The organism is Roseateles sp. P5_E8, from assembly GCF_054177665.1.
The window spans coordinates 1-17,808 of record NZ_JBGCUM010000044.1 but is presented as its reverse complement, the minus strand read 5'-3'; the positions used below and the strand labels follow the sequence as shown (position 1 = coordinate 17,808).

At 69.0% G+C, this 17,808-nt stretch carries 15 protein-coding genes; 8 read left to right on the top strand and 7 right to left on the bottom strand.

Annotation, left to right across the window (positions count from 1 at the left end; translation table 11 throughout):
- Positions 1–16: 16 nt before the first annotated feature.
- Positions 17–1,093, bottom strand: a complete 1,077-nt coding sequence (locus ACXRVZ_RS20845; protein ID WP_457424415.1) for a LacI family DNA-binding transcriptional regulator — start codon at positions 1,091–1,093, stop codon at positions 17–19.
- Between the two features lie 105 nt (positions 1,094–1,198).
- Entirely contained in the window at positions 1,199–3,301 is a 2,103-nt protein-coding gene (locus ACXRVZ_RS20840) for an alpha-glucuronidase family glycosyl hydrolase (protein WP_458232785.1), read from the bottom strand.
- Between the two features lie 238 nt (positions 3,302–3,539).
- Here ACXRVZ_RS20840 and ACXRVZ_RS20835 point away from each other — a divergent pair, with 238 nt between their 5' ends.
- From ACXRVZ_RS20835 to tkt, 7 genes are all read left to right on the top strand, one after another.
- Complete coding sequence (locus ACXRVZ_RS20835) at positions 3,540–3,725, top strand: hypothetical protein (protein WP_457424411.1); 186 nt, start codon at positions 3,540–3,542, stop codon at positions 3,723–3,725.
- Positions 3,726–3,727: 2 nt separating this feature from the next.
- Positions 3,728–5,383, top strand: coding sequence for a glycoside hydrolase family 43 protein (locus tag ACXRVZ_RS20830; protein ID WP_457424409.1), 1,656 nt, complete (start codon positions 3,728–3,730; stop codon positions 5,381–5,383).
- Between the two features lie 56 nt (positions 5,384–5,439).
- The gene (locus ACXRVZ_RS20825; protein WP_457424407.1) at positions 5,440–6,960 is read left to right on the top strand and encodes an MFS transporter; all 1,521 of its coding nucleotides are present in this window, start codon (positions 5,440–5,442) and stop codon (positions 6,958–6,960) included.
- A gap of 43 nt (positions 6,961–7,003) precedes the next feature.
- Positions 7,004–8,320, top strand: a complete 1,317-nt coding sequence (gene xylA / locus ACXRVZ_RS20820) for a xylose isomerase (protein ID WP_457424405.1) — start codon at positions 7,004–7,006, stop codon at positions 8,318–8,320.
- Between the two features lie 172 nt (positions 8,321–8,492).
- Positions 8,493–9,959, top strand: a complete 1,467-nt coding sequence (gene xylB / locus ACXRVZ_RS20815) for a xylulokinase (protein WP_458232784.1) — start codon at positions 8,493–8,495, stop codon at positions 9,957–9,959.
- A 61-nt stretch (positions 9,960–10,020) separates the two neighbouring features.
- On the top strand, positions 10,021–10,974 hold the full coding sequence (tal, locus tag ACXRVZ_RS20810) for a transaldolase (RefSeq protein WP_458232783.1): 954 nt from the start codon (positions 10,021–10,023) through the stop codon (positions 10,972–10,974).
- A gap of 3 nt (positions 10,975–10,977) precedes the next feature.
- On the top strand, positions 10,978–12,984 hold the full coding sequence (tkt, locus tag ACXRVZ_RS20805) for a transketolase (protein ID WP_457424399.1): 2,007 nt from the start codon (positions 10,978–10,980) through the stop codon (positions 12,982–12,984).
- On the opposite strand, the gene ACXRVZ_RS20800 is transcribed toward tkt, so the two are convergent.
- Genes ACXRVZ_RS20800 through ACXRVZ_RS20790 form a run of 3 tightly spaced genes read right to left on the bottom strand, consistent with a single transcriptional unit; the run spans position 12,981 to position 15,906 of the window.
- The gene (locus ACXRVZ_RS20800; RefSeq protein ID WP_457424397.1) at positions 12,981–14,036 is read right to left on the bottom strand and encodes a PEP-CTERM sorting domain-containing protein; all 1,056 of its coding nucleotides are present in this window, start codon (positions 14,034–14,036) and stop codon (positions 12,981–12,983) included. The genes tkt and ACXRVZ_RS20800 overlap by 4 nt on opposite strands.
- 32 nt (positions 14,037–14,068) lie before the next feature.
- Complete coding sequence (locus ACXRVZ_RS20795) at positions 14,069–15,043, bottom strand: tripartite tricarboxylate transporter substrate-binding protein (RefSeq protein ID WP_457424395.1); 975 nt, start codon at positions 15,041–15,043, stop codon at positions 14,069–14,071.
- Positions 15,040–15,906, bottom strand: coding sequence for a class I SAM-dependent methyltransferase (locus tag ACXRVZ_RS20790; protein ID WP_458232782.1), 867 nt, complete (start codon positions 15,904–15,906; stop codon positions 15,040–15,042). The genes ACXRVZ_RS20795 and ACXRVZ_RS20790 overlap by 4 nt, the downstream gene beginning before the upstream one ends.
- Before the next feature lie 63 nt (positions 15,907–15,969).
- Here ACXRVZ_RS20790 and ACXRVZ_RS20785 point away from each other — a divergent pair, with 63 nt between their 5' ends.
- Positions 15,970–16,881, top strand: coding sequence for a LysR family transcriptional regulator (locus ACXRVZ_RS20785; RefSeq protein WP_457424391.1), 912 nt, complete (start codon positions 15,970–15,972; stop codon positions 16,879–16,881).
- 5 nt (positions 16,882–16,886) lie between these two features.
- Here ACXRVZ_RS20785 and ACXRVZ_RS20780 read toward each other — a convergent pair whose 3' ends face one another.
- Positions 16,887–17,204 carry a plasmid stabilization protein gene (locus ACXRVZ_RS20780; protein ID WP_457424389.1) on the bottom strand — a complete coding sequence of 106 codons (318 nt, stop codon included), beginning with the start codon at positions 17,202–17,204 and terminating at the stop codon, positions 16,887–16,889.
- A gap of 78 nt (positions 17,205–17,282) precedes the next feature.
- Positions 17,283–17,808 (bottom strand): TonB family protein (locus tag ACXRVZ_RS20775; protein WP_458232781.1); only part of this gene is annotated, 526 nt, incomplete at its 5' end.

The following is a 17,808-nucleotide window of genomic DNA, read 5'->3' as shown; positions in this document are numbered from 1 at the left end:
GAGGTGTCGTCGCGGGTCAGCTGCCGGCGCCCAGGCGTATCGGCGGGCGCAGGCGGGGAGCGGCGTCGGACTGGCGTCGGACCAGCTCGAAATCTTGGAGCTCATGCTCGCAGGGCAGAGGCTCGCCATTGCGGCGCGCGCGGATGTGGCGCACCAGCAGGTCCACCGCCGCGCCGGCCATCTCCATGATGGGCTGGCGCACGGTGGTGAGTTCGGGCCAGATCGTCGTGGCCAGCGGCGCATCGTCGAAGCCGACGACGGTCAGGTCGCTGGGCACGTCCAGGCCCATGCGATGGGCGATGGCGACGGTGGCCGCGGCCATGTCGTCGTTGCTGGCGAAGATGGCCGTGGGCCGCTGCTCCTGCGACAGCAGGAACTCAGCCGCGTCCAGGCCCGACCGGTAGGTGAACATGCCCTGGGCGACGACCTCCTCCTCGGCGATGTTGAGGCCGGCATCGGCCATCGCACCATGGAAGCCCGCCAGGCGCCGCGAGCTGCTGCTCTGGTAAGGGTCGCCGATGATGAAGCCCAGGCGGTGATGGCCCAGGTTCAGCAGGTGGCGCGTCATCTCGTAGGCGGCCTGGTAGTCGTCGATGCCGACCGCGCAGACAGCTTCAGGCGGCACGCCACTGGAGACGACGACGGCGGGCGTGTCGGTCTCGGCGACCAGCTTGAGCAGCGGCTGCGAGTCGCAGAAGGGCGGGGGCAGGATCAGGCCGTCGATGCCGTTGGCGATCATCTCGGCCACCGGTGCCTCTTCGCCGTCACGCGCCGCATCGCAGCGCTGCACGATCAGCTGCACATGGCGCAGGCTGGCCTTGTTCAACAGGCCGATCAGGAACTCATTGAGGTAACCCGCCGTCGGGTCGATGTAGAGCATGCCGATGCGGATGGGCTCCGAGCCGGCCAGGCGGCGCGCCGCCTGGTTGGGCACGTAGTTCAGCGCGGCGATGGCCGCCTGCACCTTCTCGCGGGTGGCCGGGCGCACGTTCAGCTCCCCGTTGACGACCCGTGACACCGTCATCGGCGACACCTCGGCAAGGCTCGCCACGTCGGCGATGGTCGCCACCTTGGTGCTGCGCCCATGACGCATGTTTGGCTTCAATCTGCACCTCGAGTCTTCATTGTTCTTTGGCGGCCGGCGAGCGCTGTGCGGCCGAAGTCGTGATTCTCTACCATGCCCATGGGGGTACCCTTTTCAACGGCCCGGCGCGAAACCGAAGCGCAAGGCCTTGTAGGCCGCCAGGTCCTTCTCCGGCGGCCGCGTGCCCGCCGGCAAGGGCAGGGCCGAGACCGACTGGAAATAAGCAATGCAAGCATCGCGCCACCAGCGCGCCTCGCGGGCCTGCACGGCGAGATAGGCGGTGACCTCGGCATGGCGCTCGGGGTCGATGTCGGGCTTCAGCGCGGCCCAGCGGCGGCCCATGTCGTCCACGGTCGCCACACCGCGGTCGTAGCGGGCGATCAGTTCGGCCCACAGGCTGCGGCCGGACGGCATGGCGTAGTCCCACGGTAGATGGTGGAACCACAGCAACAGTTCGGGGGGCGTCGTGCGCGGGTCGGCAAAGCGGCGGGCGACCGAAGGCGCGTACTGGGCCACGGCGTTGCTGCCACTGGGCGAGCGGTCGAAACCGATGCCGTCGCGGCCGGCCTTGTGGAAGTAGGTCGGGTTCCAGTCGGCGCGCTCCAGGTTGTTGACCCAGGGGCCGGGCCCGTAGTGGTGGCCGGTGTCCATCAGGTGGTGCAGGCCCAGCGGCGTCATGTAGTCGACGACGGCTTCGCGCGAGGCCAGCATCAGCTCGACGATGGCGTCGCGTGCGGCGGGGCGGGTCGTGAAGGTCTGGGCCACCCAGTCGCGGGCAACGTCAGCAGAGGCCAGATCCGGGTCCCAGGCCATGCGGCCGAAGGCGTACCAGTTGGCCTGGTCGAACTGCGAGCCGCTCCAGTTGCGGTCCCGGCCGACGTTGGCCACGCCGGCGATGGCCTTCACGACGGAGGCCACCTTGGCACCATGGCCGGCATCCGTCTGCAGCACCTCCTGGAACAGCGGACCGAGGTGGACCAGATGCGTCGCGAAGCCGAGGTATTCCTTGGTGATCTGCAGCTCCAGCGCCAGCTGCGTCTTGGGCATGGCGCCGAACAACGGATGGAAGGGCTCTCGCGGCTGAAAGTCGATGGCGCCGTTCTTGACCTGCACGATGACGTTGGCGGCGAACTTGCCGTCCAACGGCTGGAACTCGGCATACGCCTGCTTGGCGCGGTCGCTGGCATCGGCGGCGTAGACAAACGCCCGCCACATGACGACACCGCCATGCGGCGCCAGCGCCTCGGCCAGCATGTTGGCGCCGTCGGCATGGTTGCGGCCGTAGTCCTGCGGGCCGGGCTGACCTTCGGAATTGGCCTTGACGAGGAAGCCGCCGAAATCGGGGATGGTCTTGTAGATCTCGTCCGCCTTGGCCTTCCACCAGGCGCGCACGGCCGGGTCCAGCGGGTCGGCCGTCTTCAGGCCGCCAAGGTCCACCGGCGCCGAGAAACGGGCCGACAAATAGACCTTGATGCCATAGGGCCGGAACACCCCGGCCAGCGCTGCCGCCTTGGCGAGATACGGCGCGGTCAGCGAGTCGGCCTTGGAGTTGACGTTGTTCAGCACCGTGCCGTTGATGCCCAGCGAGGCATTGGCGCGCGCGTAGTCGACATAGCGCGCATCGAGGATGTCGGGCAGCTTCCACCAGTCCCACAGCGACGCGCCCGAATAGCCGCGCTCGACGTGGCCGTCCAGGTTGTCCCAGTGGTTGAGCAGGCGCAGGCCCACCTTGGGCGCGGAGCGATGATCGAGCCGCGCCAGATCGGCGCCGGTCTGGGCGGCGCGCAGCCAGGCAAAGCTGCCGTAGAGCAGGCCAACGTCGCTGTTGGCGGCAATGACCGTCACGTCCCGGCCTTGCAGCTTGAGGCGGCGCAGCGCATAGCCCTCGCGGCCGAGTTCATCCCAGGCCAGGTTGAGGCCGGCCGGCGCCTGGGAGCGCGTCACCAGCACCAGCGCGCCGGGCTTGACGTTCGGCGTGAGCGGGGGCTCACGTCCCGTCATCCCGACCACGCCGCGCTGCAGCTCGGCGATGGCGGCCTGGGTCGTTGACGAGGCGTGCGCCGCCAGCACGATGGCGCTCGCACCGGCCTGTGCCTTGGCCTGGCCAGCCAGCGGCCGGTAGCGCAGCCACAGCTCATGGCCGTCCTCGGCCAGCGCCCAGGCGGGCAGCAGCGCCAGCAACAAGGCCATGGCCAGCCCTTTGAAACTCGTCGTCATCTTGTCTCCCGCCATTCAGCGTGCTTCTTCCACGCAATCCCGGCTTGCGCGAATGCAAATGGTAGCGCTACATTTCATTCCCGCAAGCCGGCACAATCACGCATCAAGCCAGCTATTCCTTCGGAGACAACGTCTTGAAACAAACAGCATCCGGAATCACCCAGATGTCGCTGCGGCGGCAGGGGTATACCCGGAGCCTGCTCGCTAGCGCTACCAACCCCCTCGGGCGGAACGAGTGATGGCCGGTGGAGTGGGCGCGGCCGTGGGCCGCTTCCCGCCGCTGGCCGCCAAGTTCTCCGGCGCCGCCCAGGCCCTGACCGCTGCCAGCGGCCTGGGTGTCGTCGGCGCCCTGCTCCTCCACGCCGGCCGGCCCCATGCCGGGCCGGGCCTGCTGCTTCAACCCTCGCCTGAACGCCTCCTCTGACGATGATTGCCAATCCCATCCTGCCGGGCTTCCACGCCGACCCGTCCATCTGCCGCGTTCCTGGTGAAGGCGGTGACGACTACTACATCGCCACCTCCACCTTCGAGTGGTGGCCCGGCGTGCGCATCCACCATTCCAAAGACCTGGTGAACTGGCGCCACCACAGCTACGCCGTCACGCGCACCAGCCAGCTGGACCTGAACGGCCACCCGGACTCGGCCGGCGTCTGGGCGCCCTGCCTGACCTATTCGCACGGCCAGTTCTGGATGATCTACACCGATGTGCGCAGCACCATCGGCGCGTTCAAGGACACGCACAACTACCTCATCACGGCGCCCAGCATCGATGGCCCGTGGAGCGAGCCCATCTACCTGAACAGCTCGGGCTTCGACCCCAGCCTGTTCCACGACGTCGATGGCAAGCATTGGCTCATCAACCAGCAGTGGATCCACTGGCCGGGCAAGCACCACTTCAACGGCATCCTGCTGCAGGAATACGACCACGAAGCCAAGAAGCTCGTCGGCCCGATCAAGAACATCTACGCCGGCACCGAGCTGGGTGTCGTCGAAGGCCCGCATCTGTACATGCGCAACGGCTGGTACTACCTGCTGACGGCCGAAGGCGGCACCTTCTACGAACACGCCGTGACGTTGGCCCGCTCGCGCAAGCTCGACGGCCCCTACGAGACCCTGCCCGGCAACCCGCTGCTGACGGCCTGGCAAAAGCCCACCGATGGCCTGCAGCGCAGCGGCCATGCCAGCTGGGTCGAGACAGGCAAGGGCGAATGGTTCATGGCCCACCTCTGCGGTCGCCCGCTGGAGTGGACCGGCCCCAACGCGCACCAGAACAACCCGAGTGGCGGCTACGCCGGCCTGCATTGCCCGCTGGGCCGCGAGACCGCGCTGCAGCGCCTGCACTGGCGCGACGACGACTGGCCCGAAGTGGTCGGTGGCAATGGCCAGCAGCCCAGCGCCAACATCGCGCTGCCCGACCTGCCCCCGCACCCCTTCCCCGCCGAAGCCGCGCGTGACGACTTCGACTCGACCGTCTTCAACGGCCACCTGAACTCGCTGCGCAAGCCCTTCGACGAGAGCTGGGCGTCGCTGACCGCCCGCCCCGGCCACCTGCGCCTGACGGGCCGCGAGTCGCTGATGAGCCTGTTCGACCAGAGCCTGGTCGCACGCCGCCAGCAGCACTTCAACTGCCGCGTCGAGACCCGTGTGGAGTTCGAGCCCGACAGCTTCCACCAGATGGCCGGCCTCACCGCCTACTACAACACCCGCAACCACGCCTACCTGCACGTCACGCGTGACCCGGACAGCAACGCGCGCGTCGTCTACCTGACCGTCAACCGCGACGGCGCCATCAGCGGCCCGGCCACGCCGGTGGCGCTGGCCGCCGGCCCGGTGGACCTGGCCGTCGAGTTCAGCCACGACACCTACCAGTTCTCCTTCAGGCAGGATGGCCAGGGCTGGCAGGCCATCGGCCCGGCGCTGGACGCGGCCATGCTGAGCGACGAGTTCGCGACCCGCTTCATCAACGGCTTCGCCAACAGCTTCGGCTTCACCGGCAACTTCATCGGCATCGCCTGCCAGGACATGGCCGGCACCCGCACTGTGGCTGACTTCGACTACCTCTCGTACGAAGCCAAGCCCTGATCCCAACGAGACCCTCAACGGGCGACGACGACCTCAAAAACCACAAGAGGAGACACATGACCACCCACCAGCCCCTTTCCTTCATGGAAAAGGCGGGTTACAGCTGCGGCGACGCGGCTGCGAACCTTGTCTTCATGTCCATGATCCTGTTCCAGCTGAACTTCTACACGGACGTGTTCGGCCTGTCCGCCAGCACGGCCGCAGCCATCCTGCTGTGGCCGCGCCTGTGGGACGCCGTGTTCGACCCCATCATGGGCGTGCTGGCCGACCGCACCACCACCCGTTGGGGCAAGTTCCGCCCCTGGGTGCTCTGGACCTCGGTGCCCTGGTGCGTCGTCATGATCCTGGCCTACACCACGCCCGACAAGAGCTGGGGCTGGAGCACCGCCATGGTGGTCGCCTACGCAGGCATCACCAACACGCTGCTGATGACGCTCTACTCGATGAACAACATGCCGTATTCCGCCCTGGGCGGCGTCATGACGGCGGACCTGAACGAGCGCACCAAGCTCAACTCCTACCGCTTCGTGTCGGTCAACGCGGCGCAGTTCATCGTCGGCGGCTTTACGCTGCCGCTGGTGGCCAAGTTCGCGCAGGGGCATGACCGCGCCTACGGCTGGCAGATGACCATGACGATCTGGGCCGTGGCCTGCCTGGTGCTCTTCATGGTCACCTTCTTCACGACCAAGGAGCGCATCAAGCCCATCGTCGAGACACACTCCTCGCCCAAGCAGGACTTCGTCGACCTGCTGAAGAACGGCCCGTGGATCGCCCTCGTGGCCTACACGGTCTTCCACTTCGCGATGCTGGCCCTGCGCGGCGGTGCCCACTACAACTTCTATCACCACTACGCCGACAAGGCCGCGATGTTCGACTTCGTTGCCTCGCTGGGCCTGACGACGCCGGACCCAGCCGGCACCGGCAGCCTGGCCGACACGCTGGGCTACATCGTGCACGGCACCCGCGACGGTCTGGCGAATTCCAACGTCGCTGACGTGTTCAACAGCATCGTCAACATGGCCGGCTTCCTGACGACCATCATCGTCATCATGCTGTCGGTGGGTCTGTCGGCGCGCTTCGGCAAACGCACCGTGGCCATCACCTGCTTCGGCCTGTCGACCTTGACGGCTGCCGCGATGTATCTGCTGCCGCCAACCGCCACCTGGGCCATGGTTGGCCTGCAGGTGCTGGGCGCCATCGTCTATGCGCCCACCTGCGCCATCATGTGGGCCATGTACGCCGACGCGGCCGACTACTCCGAGTGGCAGACCGGCCGCCGCTTCACCGGCATGGTGTTCGCCACCATCGGCTTCTCGCTGAAGGCCGGCCTGGCCCTCGGCTCCGCCTGCTTCCTCTGGCTGATGGCCGGCCTCTTCGGCTACGACACGATGCAACCGAGCACGCCCGAGGCCATCGAAGGCTATCGCATCATGTCCAGCTTCGTCGTCGCCGGGCTGTTCGCCGGCTGCACGCTGAGCCTGATCGCCAACAAGCTCAACAAGCAGACGACCTTGACGATGTCCGACGAACTCGCCCAGCGCCGCCAGCAGGCTGGCGTTGCGCCGACGGCCGCCTAACCTTATCCATCACCATCCACTTTCCCGCAGTAAGGACCTTGCCATGAGCACCGCATATTCCGATCTTCCCGTCGTCAAGTACGAAGGCCCCCAGTCCACCAACCCTTTCGCCTACCGCTGGTATGACGCCAAGCGCGTCGTCCTCGGCAAGACCCTGGCCGAGCACCTGCGCCCGGCCGTCTGCTACTGGCACAACTTCTGCTGGAAGGGTGAGGACATCTTCGGCCTGGGCGCCACCGCCCACCAGCGCAACTGGTTCGCTGAAGCCGACTCGGTCAAGGCCGCCTACGGCAAGCTCGACGCCGCCTTCGACTTCTTCGGCAAGCTGGGCCTGCCCTACTGGTGCTTCCATGACCGCGACGTGGCCCCCGAAGGCGCGACGCTGGCTGAATCGAACCGCATCCTCGACGGCCTGCTCGAAGCCGCCGGCAAGAAGATGCAGGACACCGGCGTGGACCTGCTGTGGGGCACGGCGAACCTGTTCTCCAACCCGCGCTTCATGAGCGGCGCAGGCACCAACCCCGATCCGGAGGTCTTCGCCTTCGCCGCGGCGCAGGTGAAGCACGTGCTGGAGTGGACGCACCGCCTGGGCGGCGCCAACTACGTGCTGTGGGGCGGCCGTGAAGGCTACGAGACCCTGCTGAACACCGACATGAAGCGCGAGCTGGCGAACCACGGCCGCTTCCTGAGCGCCGTCGTCGAGCACAAGCACAAGATCGGCTTCAAGGGCACCATCCTCATCGAGCCCAAGCCGCAGGAGCCCACCAAGCACCAGTACGACTACGACAGCGCCACCGTCTACGGTTTCCTGAAGACCTACGGCCTGGAGAACGAAGTCAAGGTCAACCTGGAAGTGAACCACGCCACTCTGGCCGGCCACAGCTTCGAGCACGAAGTCGCCACCGCTGCGGCGCTGGGCATCCTCGGCTCGATCGACGCCAACCGCGGCGACGAGCAGCTGGGCTGGGACACCGACCAGTTCCCCAACAACCACGCGGCCCTGGTGCCCGCCATGCTGGAGATCATTCGCTCGGGTGGCTTCACGACCGGCGGCACCAACTTCGACGCCAAGGTGCGCCGCCAGTCCATCGACCCGACCGACCAGCTCGAAGGCCACATCGGCGGCATGGACACGATGGCTCGCGCCTTCCTGAGTGCAGCCGCGCTGTACGAGAGCGGCCAGCTGGAAACCGCGCTGAAGGACCGTTATGCCGGTTGGGAAGGCGACCTGGGCAAGAAGATCTCGGGCGGCGCCAGCCTGGATGACCTGGCCAAGATCGTGCACGAGCAAGGCATCTCCCCGCTGCCGCTCTCGGGCCGCCAGGAGCGCCTGGAAAACATCGTCAACAACTTCGTCTAGAGACTGTTGACCCCTCGCCCAGCTCGCCTCGCTGAACGCGGGGCGAGTCCGGTCGGTCCCCCGAGGGGACGGCGATGCTTGCGGCATTGAGCCGCAAGCACATCGCCAGGTGGGCCGGCTTGGGAGCGGCCCGGCGCTCGGCCCGAATGCAATACACCACTGACAACCAAACATGTTCCTCGGCATCGACCTCGGCACCTCCGAGCTGAAGCTGCTGCTCCTTGACGAGCAGCACCACATCGTGACCACCACGGGCGTGGCGCTCACCGTGCAGCGCCCGCAACCGCTGTGGAGCGAGCAAGACCCTGCCGCCTGGTGGGCCGCGCTCGATGCCGGCATGGCCAAGCTGAAGACTGAGCACAGCGCTGCTCTCGCGCAGGTGCGCGCCATCGGCCTGTCGGGCCAGATGCACGGCGCCGTCACGCTGGACGCCGCCGGCAAGGTGCTGCGCCCGGCCATCTTGTGGAACGACGGCCGCAGCGGCCCGCAGTGCGCCGAGATGATGACCGCCTGCCCCGAGCTGCCCAACATCACCGGCAACCTCGCCATGCCCGGCTTCACCGCGCCCAAGCTGGCGTGGATGCGCCAGCACGAAGCCGCGCTGTTCGCCCAGGTCGCCAAGGTGCTGCTGCCCAAGGACTGGCTGCGTCTGCAACTCAGCGGTGAGTACGTCAGCGAGATGAGCGACGCCGCCGGCACGCTGTGGCTGGACGTGGCCAAGCGCCGCTGGTCGCCCGAGGCGCTCGCGCTGACGGGCCTCACAGAAGCTCACATGCCCCGCCTCGTCGAAGGCAGCGAAGCCAGCGCGACGCTCAAGCCCGAGCTGGCCGCGCGCTGGGGCTTGCCCGCAGGCATCCCTATTGCGGGCGGTGGCGGCGACAACGCGTCCAGCGCCGTCGGCATGGGCGTCGTCAAGCCCGGCGACGGCTTCCTGTCGCTGGGCACGTCGGGCGTCATCTTCCTGTGCAACCCCGCCTTCAGCCCCAACCCGTCCCGCGCGGTGCATGCCTTCTGCCATGCGCTGCCCGACACCTGGCACCAGATGAGCGTCGTGCTCAGCGCCGCCAGCTCGCTGCGCTGGGTCACGCTGATGCTGGGCATGCCCGGCGGCGAGGCCGACCTCATCGCCAAGGCCGCCGCGCTGACCGACACGCAGCGCCAGCAGGCGCCCATCTTCCTGCCCTACCTCAGCGGTGAACGCACGCCGCACAACAACGCCAACGCGCAAGGCGTTTTCTTCGGCCTCACGCATGAACACGGCGCCGCCGAGATGGGCTACGCCGTGCTCGAAGGCGTCGGCTTCGCGCTGCTGGACGGCTGGCAGGCGCTGCAGGCCGGCGGCGGCAGCGCCGAGCAGCTCTGGCTGGTCGGCGGCGGTGCCCGCAGCGAATGGTGGGCCAAGCTGCTCGCATCGCTGCTGAACGTGCGCCTCGTCAACGGCGTCGGTGCCGAAGCCGGTGGCGCCCTCGGCGCCGCGCGCCTGGCCTGGCTGGCCACGGGCGGCAAGGTCGACGACGTCTGCCGCACGCCCGACATCGCTCGTGTCGCCGAACCCGATCCCGCGCTGGCTGCCGCATTGCAGCCCCGCCACGCCCGCTTCAAGCGCCTCTACGACGCGCTGCGCAGCGAGTTCGTCTAACTCCTTTCTTCACCACCACAGGCTCATGCCGTCTTCGGATGGCAGGGCCGCGCTTTGCCCAATGAACAGCCTCGACCTACTCCGCCAACACACCACCGTCGTCGCCGATACCGGCGACTTCGACCAGCTCGCGCAATTCAAGCCGCAGGACGCGACGACCAATCCGTCCCTGGTGCTGAAGGCCGTGCAGCAGCCGCGCTACCGCGCGCTGCTGGAGCAGGCCGTCGCCGCCAATCCTGGCGCATCGGCAACAACGGTGACCGAGCATCTGCTCGTCGCCTTCGGCGTCGAGATCCTCAAGCTCGTGCCCGGCCGCGTGTCCACCGAGATCGACCCGCGCCTGTCGCATGACACGGCCGCCTCGGTCACGACCGCCAAKCGCCTCATCGAGCTGTATGCCGCCGCCGGCGTGCCGCGCGCCCGTGTGCTCATCAAGCTGGCCTCGACGTGGGAAGGCATCCAGGCCGCACGCGAGCTGGAGCAGCAAGGCATCCACACCAACCTGACGCTGCTGTTCTGCCTCGCCCAGGCCAAGGCTTGCGCGGACGCCGGCGTGCAGCTGATCTCGCCCTTCGTGGGCCGCATCTACGACTGGTTCAAGAAGACCGCCGGCCACAGCTGGAACGAGGCCGCGATGGCCGGCCCCAACGACCCCGGCGTGCGCTCCGTCGAGGAGATCTACCGCCACTACAAGCGCCACGGCATCGCCACCGAGGTGATGGCGGCGAGCTTTCGCAACAGCGGCCAGATCATTGCGCTGGCAGGCTGCGACCTGATGACCATCAGCCCCGCGCTGCTGGCCGAACTGAGCCAGGCCACGACGCCGGTCGAGCGCCGGCTGAAGCCGCACGAAGGCCAGCTCGAAGCAGCGCCCGCCGCGCTGACTGAAAGCCAGTTCCACGCCGCGCTGGCCGCCGACGCGATGGCCCGCGACAAGCTCACCGAAGGCATTGCGCAATTCATTGCCGACACCGAGACGCTTGAGCAATTGATCCGCTCGCGCCAGCAGGGTTAAGTCATGACACAGAACCTCACCCTCGCCGCCAACGCGCTGCGCATGCTCGCCGTCGACGCGGTGCAGCAGGCCAACTCCGGCCACCCCGGCATGCCCATGGGCATGGCCGACATCGCCGCCGTGCTGTGGAGCCGCCACCTGCGCCACAACCCGGCCGACCCGACCTGGCCCGGCCGCGACCGCTTCGTGCTGTCCAACGGCCACGGCTCCATGCTGCTCTACGGCCTGCTGCACCTGAGCGGCTACGACCTGCCCATCGAAGAGCTGAAGGCCTTCCGCCAGATGCACAGCAAGACGCCCGGACACCCCGAGGTGGGCCTGACGCCGGGCGTCGAGACGACCACCGGCCCGCTGGGCCAGGGCCTGGCCAACGCCGTCGGCATGGCGCTGGCCGAGCAGCTGCTGGCCGCCGAGTTCAACACCGCCGACCACGCGCTGGTGGACCACCGCAGCTTCGTCTTCGTCGGCGACGGCTGCCTGATGGAAGGCATCTCGCACGAGGCTTGCTCGCTGGCCGCCACCTGGGGCTTGGGCAAGCTCGTCGTCATCTACGACGACAACGGCATCTCCATCGACGGCGACGTCAAGGGCTGGTTCGGCGACGACACGCCGGCCCGCTTCGAGGCCTACGGCTGGCGTGTCATCCGCAACGTCGACGGCCACGACTTCGCTGCCATCGACGCGGCGCTGAACGCTGCGACAGAAGACGTCGGCAAGCCCACGCTGATCTGCGCGAAGACGCAGATCGGCCACGGCTCGCCCAACAAGGCCGGCGGCCACGACGTGCACGGCGCGCCGCTGGGCGCCGCCGAGGTGGCGGCCGTGCGCGAGGCGCTGAACTGGCCGCACGCCCCATTCGTCGTACCCGAGGAAGCCCGCGCACCGCTGGATGCCCGCGACAGTGGCGCCTCGCGCCAGCGCGAATGGGAAGCCGTGCTGGCCAACTACCGCGCCGCCGACCCGGCCCGCGCCGCCGAGTTCGAACGCCGCGTGCGTGGTGATCTGCCCGCCAACTTCGACGCGCAGGCCTCTGCCCTGCTCGCCGCCGCCGTCGCCAAGGCCGAGACCGTCGCCTCGCGCAAGGCCTCGCAGAACAGCATCACCGCGCTGGCCCCGCTGCTGCCCGAACTGCTGGGCGGCTCGGCCGACCTGGCGCCGTCCAACCTGACGCAGTGGAAGGGCTGCCGCTCGGTCGAGAAGGCCGCCGCCGGTGGCAACTACCTGCACTACGGCGTGCGCGAGTTCGCCATGGTCGCCATCCAGACCGGCATCGCGCTGCACGGCGGTTATCGCCCGTTTTGCGGCACCTTCCTGATGTTCTCGGAGTACGCGCGCAACGGCATCCGCATGGCCGCGCTGATGCGCACCAACCCCATCTACGTCTTCACGCACGATTCCATCGGCCTGGGCGAGGACGGCCCCACGCACCAGCCCGTCGAGCAGATCGCGACACTGCGCCTGGTGCCCAACCTGGACCTGTGGCGGCCGGGCGATGCCGTCGAGACGCTGGTGGCCTGGCAGACGGCCGTGCGCCACCGGCACACGCCCACCGCGCTGGTGCTGTCGCGCCAGAACCTGACCCACCAGGCGCGCGATGCGGACACGCTGGACGCCATCCGTCGCGGGGGCTATGTGCTGGTGCGCGAGGCGGCCGACAAGCCGCTGCAGCTCGTGCTCATCGCCACCGGCTCGGAGCTGGACCTGGCCGTGCAGGCGCAGCGCCAACTCGCAGGCCAAGGCGTCAACGCCCGTGTCGTGTCCATGCCGTCCTGCTTCACCTTCGAGCAGCAGGACGCCGCCTGGCGCCGCGCCGTGCTGCCCGCCGGCGTGCCGCGCGTGGCCGTCGAGGCGGGTGTCACGGCGCCGTGGCGCCAGTACGTCGGCCTGGAGGGCGCCGTCGTCGGCATCGACACCTTCGGCGAATCCGCCCCGGCCGCCGCGCTGTATGCGCACTTCGGCATCACCGTGCAGGCCGTTGTGGATGCCGGCCTGCGCTGCCTGTCGAACTAACGCCAACGGCGGCGCAGGCCGCCGAGGCAAAGCAGCCCGGCGCAAAACAGCAGCGCCACGCTCGGCTCGGGCACGGCCACCACGCCGCCCGGGCCGTACAGCGTGCCCGAGCCTGATATGACGGTGAAGTTGTTCACTGCCTGACCGCCGCTGTCGAACACCTGGATGCCGGTCAGCTTGGCGGTACTGAAAAAGCTCGCATCGCCCGCGCTGGCCGTCAGTTGCCCGGCGCTGGAGCTCGGCAGGATCGCCGCCCACAGGCTCAGGCCAACGTCCTGCGCGACGCCGAAGACGATGGGGATGTCGAAGGAAAACGTGGTGCTGCCCGCCACCGTGAAGCCGGTCCCCAGGTCACCGGTGACGGTCATGCCCGGCAGCGAGGGCTGGAAGCTGCCGTCGGCATACATCCCCACGACGCCGCCCCGTTGACTGGTGATGCGAAAGGCCATCCGCATGGGGATGGTGCCGTACGAGTAGCCGAACTCGATCTCGCTGTCGCTACGGCCGACATTGAACAGCGACCCGTCGATGGTGAAGGTCTGCCGGTAGATGCCATTGCCGCTGCCGCCGCCGACGGTCAGGGACTCGATCTGCCGGGCGCCGGCTTGGGCGCCGGCGACGGTGCCGTTGTCGGACGTGCCCCCGTAGTTGGCCACCGCCTGCACGCCCAGATTGCCATAGCCGGCGCGCGCCTGCGCGTTGCCGGTGAGGGTGCGAGGGTCGGTCGGCAGGCCCCAGCTCACCGCCAGTGGTGCGGCCACCTGCACCGACCCGCCGGCCGCGGTCGCGCTGCGCAGAACGCCGCCGACGCCACAGATGGCGCCGTCGGTCGGCAGCGCCAGCTGGAAGGTCCGGCCAAAGAGGGCCGCGCCGCTGTCAGGCGCAAAGGTGGAACAGCCGAAGGGGTTGCCGTTGGCGCCGAACTGCGAGTTGCCACCGACCGTGAGCGCATAGACATCGAGCTGAGACGCGGCGAACGCCGCCGAAGGCAGCAAGGTGGCAGCACAGAGCGCCGACAGTGCCGACCGGGCCAGTGACCTGAGGTGTTGCATGGAATCTCCTGGTGAAAGCTTGATCGGACCTGCTACTCCGCCTGGATGCCGTGGGCCTTGAGCACGGGCTTCCAGTAGCGCTGCTCCGCCGCGATGCGCGCGGCCAGCGCGCCAGGCGACGACCCCACCGGCACCATGCCGGCCTGGGCAAACACCGCGCCCAATCCGGCGCGGCCGAGAGCGGTCTGAATCGCGGCGGACAAGCCTGCGACCGCGCTGGCAGGCATGCCGCCCGGCGCAAAGACGGCGAACCATTCCTTCACGACCAGGGCCGGATGCCCCTGCTCCGCGAGCGTCGGCACGTCGGGCAGGTAGGCGCTGCGCGTGGGCCCCGATGTGGCCAGCACGCGCACGCGGCCAACGGCGTGGTGCTGGCGCAGCAAGCCCTCGGGCAGCACCAGCGCTGCAATCTGCCCGCCGATCAGGTCGTTCACCGCCGGCGGCCCGCCGGAATAGGCGACGTGCTGCCAGGCGACGCCGGCCTCGCCCAGCAGCATGGCTTCGAGCAGATGCGGCAGCGTGCCGGTGCCGGGCGAGCCGATGTTGGCGGCAGCGGGATGCGCGCGCAGCCAGACGATGAAGTCAGCCAATGTCACCACGCTGGCAGGCACCGCCGGGCCGATGGCCAGGGCGAGGCTCATCTCGCTGGCCAGGCTGACCGACAGCAGATCGACGTCGGCGTCGTAGGCCAGCCTGGCGTACAGCGCCGGGTAGACCGTCGCGATGGCGCCCTGGGCGACCAGCAGCGTCGAGCCATCCGCCGGCGCCGCCTTCAGCGCGCTCACGCTCAACTGGCCGGCCGCGCCTGGGCGGTTGTCGACGATGACGTGCCGCCCAAGCGTCAGCGCCAGCGACTCGCCCAGCGCGCGGGCCACCAGGTCGGGAATGCTGCCGGCGGGCCCGCTGCACAGCAGGCGCATGACGCCATCCGGCGCCGCCCGTGCACGCCCGCAGCCCAGCGAAGCGAGCGCAGCCAGCACGTCGCGCCGTGTCGTGGCGCTGGTCATGCGGTGCCCTCGGGCTTGCGAGCCGCCGTCAGCAGCAGCTCGCTCGGGCTGGCCCAGCCGGTTGGCGTCATGAAGACCTGCAACTGTTGGCGGATGTCGTCCCACGCAGCCTGCGCCGCCGCCTCACCGAGCCCATCGAGGATCTGCAGCACGGGGCTGGCGGAGCTGCGCACGAAGGCGATGTAGTCATCGACGGTCGGCATGTGGAAGACAGCGTCCATCGCCGTCGTCGCGACGTCGCGAAAGCCGGCTTCATGGAACAGGGCGTCCAACTGGCCGGGGCGGGACAGGCTGAACAGGCCGCCAGGCACGCCCGGGTCACGCGCTGGCAGCCCGGCGTGGCGCAGCGCCGTCGCCGTCAGCGCCGTGACGCAGGGGTTGCGCGGCGGCGCGGAGAACACGACGGTGCAGGCGCGCCCACCCGGCCGCAGCGCACGGTGCATCTCGCGCAGGCCCTGCAGCGGGTCGGGGAAGAGCATCAGCCCGAGCCGGCAGACCACCGCGTCGAAGGACGCTGGTTCGACGCCAAGGTCCTCGCCGTCGCCCACCTGCCAGCGGACCTGAGCAAGACCGGCGCGCTGCGCCCGTTGCTCGCCCAGCGCAACGAGGGCCGGCGACAAGTCGACCGCCATGACCTCGCCGGATGGCCCGACACGTTCGGCGATAGCCAGCGTCTGCCCGCCCGCCCCGGCCGCCACGTCCAGCACGCGCGCGCCTGGCTGCACGCCGGCCATGGCAATCATCGCGTCGGTGGTCTGACGCAGCCATGCGTGGAGGGCCGGCGTATGCTGGTCCCAGCCCGCCGCAGCAGCGTCCCAGTGGCGGCGCACGGCGGCCTTGAAGTCGGTTCCGGTGGGATTCATGCCTTCAGCCTAAAGCCCGGCCCGCGCTGCCGACAGCCGCAAATCTGCAGAACAGGAGCCGCAATGGCGCATACCCCGCCGGACTTCGACTGGGACGACTTGAAGCACCTGCTGGCCGTGGCCCGCCACGGCAGCACGCTGGCGGCGGGGCGCGCGCTCGGCCTGGACCAGTCCACCGTGCAGCGGCGCCTGACCCAGTTGGAGAAGCGCTTCGGACTGCCGCTGGTGCAACGCCTGCCGAGCGGCTACCGGCTCACCGAGTTCGGCCAGTCGCTGCTGCCCCATGCCGAGCGCGTCGAGGACGCGGTGGCGCAGTTCAAGCAGCAGCTCGTCGCCTCCACCACTGAGGTGTCGGGTGTCGTCCGCGTGACCTGCCCCGAGCCCATCGTCTTCCGCATCACGCAGTCGACGCTGCTCAAGCGCTTCAACGAGCGCTACCCCGCGCTGCAGGTGCACTTCGTCATGAGCGACAAATACGTGGATCTCGCGGCCGGCGAGGCCGATGTGGCGCTGCGCTCGGGCGACACGGATGATGGCGATCTGGTCGGCCGCAAGATCGCCGATTCCATCTGGGCCGTCTACGCCAGCACCACCTACATCGAGCGCCACGGCCGCCCCGAGCGCGTGGAGGATCTGCAGGCGCATGCCCTCGTCGGCTTCGACGAGACCATGGCCAAGCACCGCATTGCCGGCTGGCTGCGCAAGGTGGCGCCCGATGCGGTGCTCGTCGCGCGCAGCAACAGCGTGCTGGGCCTGGTCTATTCGGCCAAGGCGGGTGTCGGCGTGGCACCCTTGCCCACCGCTTTGGGCGACGCCGAGCCCGACCTCGTGCAGGTGATCGCGCCCGTGCCCGAGCTGACGCGCATCTGGCGGCTGCTGACGACGGCAGAGCTGCGGCAGACACCGCGCGTCGCCGCGTTCTTCGATTTCATCGTCGACGAGATCGACGCGTTGCGGCCGATCCTTACCGGCTGACGCGCCTAGTGGTGCGCGCGGGCGGCGGCGTTGCGCTTGCGCGTCTCAGCACCCTTTCTGGCCGATGCCGAGCGCTCGGCCGCAGTGCGGCTGGCTGCGGCCTGGCCGCCCAGCCGGCCGCCCTTGCGCGACGGCTCGTGGTTCTCGGGCTGGCCACGACCTGAGCCCGACTTCTTGCCGCCGCCGGTCTCCTTGTTCACCGTGGCCCAGGCGCGGGCCTCGGCCTCGTTCTCGGGCACGCCACGGGCCTCGTAGCCCTTTTCGATGTGCTCGGCCTGGCGTTTCTGCTTGTCCGTGTAGGACGACTTGTCACCGCGAGGCATGGCGCTCTCCGGGAGTTGAAAAGCGCAACCTTGCAACCCTCGCGTTGGCAGCTGCGTAGGACTTCGCCTTGCTTACGTTCAGTACAGACGCACCGCCATGTCGAAGTGCCAGCTGCGGCGGATCTCGACGACGTCGAAGTCCTTCAGCAACGCCGCCGGAAAGGCCGGGTAGTTCTCCTGGCTGCGCACGATGCGCGCGATGGCCTCATCGACGGCCGGCACGCCGCTGGAGCGCACGAAGGTGATGGTCTCCACCGAACCGTTGCTGCGCACCGCCACCGTGACGATGGCATCGGTGTGCGGCTGCCTGGCCACCTCGCGCACCGTCTCGACCGTGAGGTTGGACTCGATCTTGCGCGCCCAGGTCTCGCCATAGGCCGCCAGGTCGGCGTTGGCATCCGTGCGGCCGAACAGCCGGCCGCGGCGGGCGGGCGCCCAGTCGGGGCGCTTGCGGTCTGCCTCACGTTGGGCATCACGTTGGGCCGCCTCGGCGTCCAGTTGGCGGCCGATGGCGCGCTTGCGGGCTTCGCGCTGCTCCTCCTCGGCCCTGGCCTGCGCCTGTGCCGCCGCCAGCCGGGCCGCGTCGATGCGGCCGGCCTCCAGC

Excerpts from the sequence above, each read along its gene's own strand:
- ACXRVZ_RS20845 (WP_457424415.1), bottom strand. The coding sequence starts at position 1,093 with ATGCGTCATGGGCGCAGCACCAAGGTGGCGACCATCGCCGACGTGGCG.
- xylA (WP_457424405.1), top strand. The coding sequence starts at position 7,004 with ATGAGCACCGCATATTCCGATCTTCCCGTCGTCAAGTACGAAGGCCCC.
- ACXRVZ_RS20835 (WP_457424411.1), top strand. The coding sequence starts at position 3,540 with ATGGCCGGTGGAGTGGGCGCGGCCGTGGGCCGCTTCCCGCCGCTGGCC.
- ACXRVZ_RS20790 (WP_458232782.1), bottom strand. The coding sequence starts at position 15,906 with ATGAATCCCACCGGAACCGACTTCAAGGCCGCCGTGCGCCGCCACTGG.
- ACXRVZ_RS20795 (WP_457424395.1), bottom strand. The coding sequence starts at position 15,043 with ATGACCAGCGCCACGACACGGCGCGACGTGCTGGCTGCGCTCGCTTCG.
- ACXRVZ_RS20780 (WP_457424389.1), bottom strand. The coding sequence starts at position 17,204 with ATGCCTCGCGGTGACAAGTCGTCCTACACGGACAAGCAGAAACGCCAG.
- ACXRVZ_RS20840 (WP_458232785.1), bottom strand. The coding sequence starts at position 3,301 with ATGACGACGAGTTTCAAAGGGCTGGCCATGGCCTTGTTGCTGGCGCTG.
- ACXRVZ_RS20830 (WP_457424409.1), top strand. The coding sequence starts at position 3,728 with ATGATTGCCAATCCCATCCTGCCGGGCTTCCACGCCGACCCGTCCATC.
- ACXRVZ_RS20785 (WP_457424391.1), top strand. The coding sequence starts at position 15,970 with ATGGCGCATACCCCGCCGGACTTCGACTGGGACGACTTGAAGCACCTG.
- ACXRVZ_RS20800 (WP_457424397.1), bottom strand. The coding sequence starts at position 14,036 with ATGCAACACCTCAGGTCACTGGCCCGGTCGGCACTGTCGGCGCTCTGT.
- tkt (WP_457424399.1), top strand. The coding sequence starts at position 10,978 with ATGACACAGAACCTCACCCTCGCCGCCAACGCGCTGCGCATGCTCGCC.
- ACXRVZ_RS20825 (WP_457424407.1), top strand. The coding sequence starts at position 5,440 with ATGACCACCCACCAGCCCCTTTCCTTCATGGAAAAGGCGGGTTACAGC.
- xylB (WP_458232784.1), top strand. The coding sequence starts at position 8,493 with ATGTTCCTCGGCATCGACCTCGGCACCTCCGAGCTGAAGCTGCTGCTC.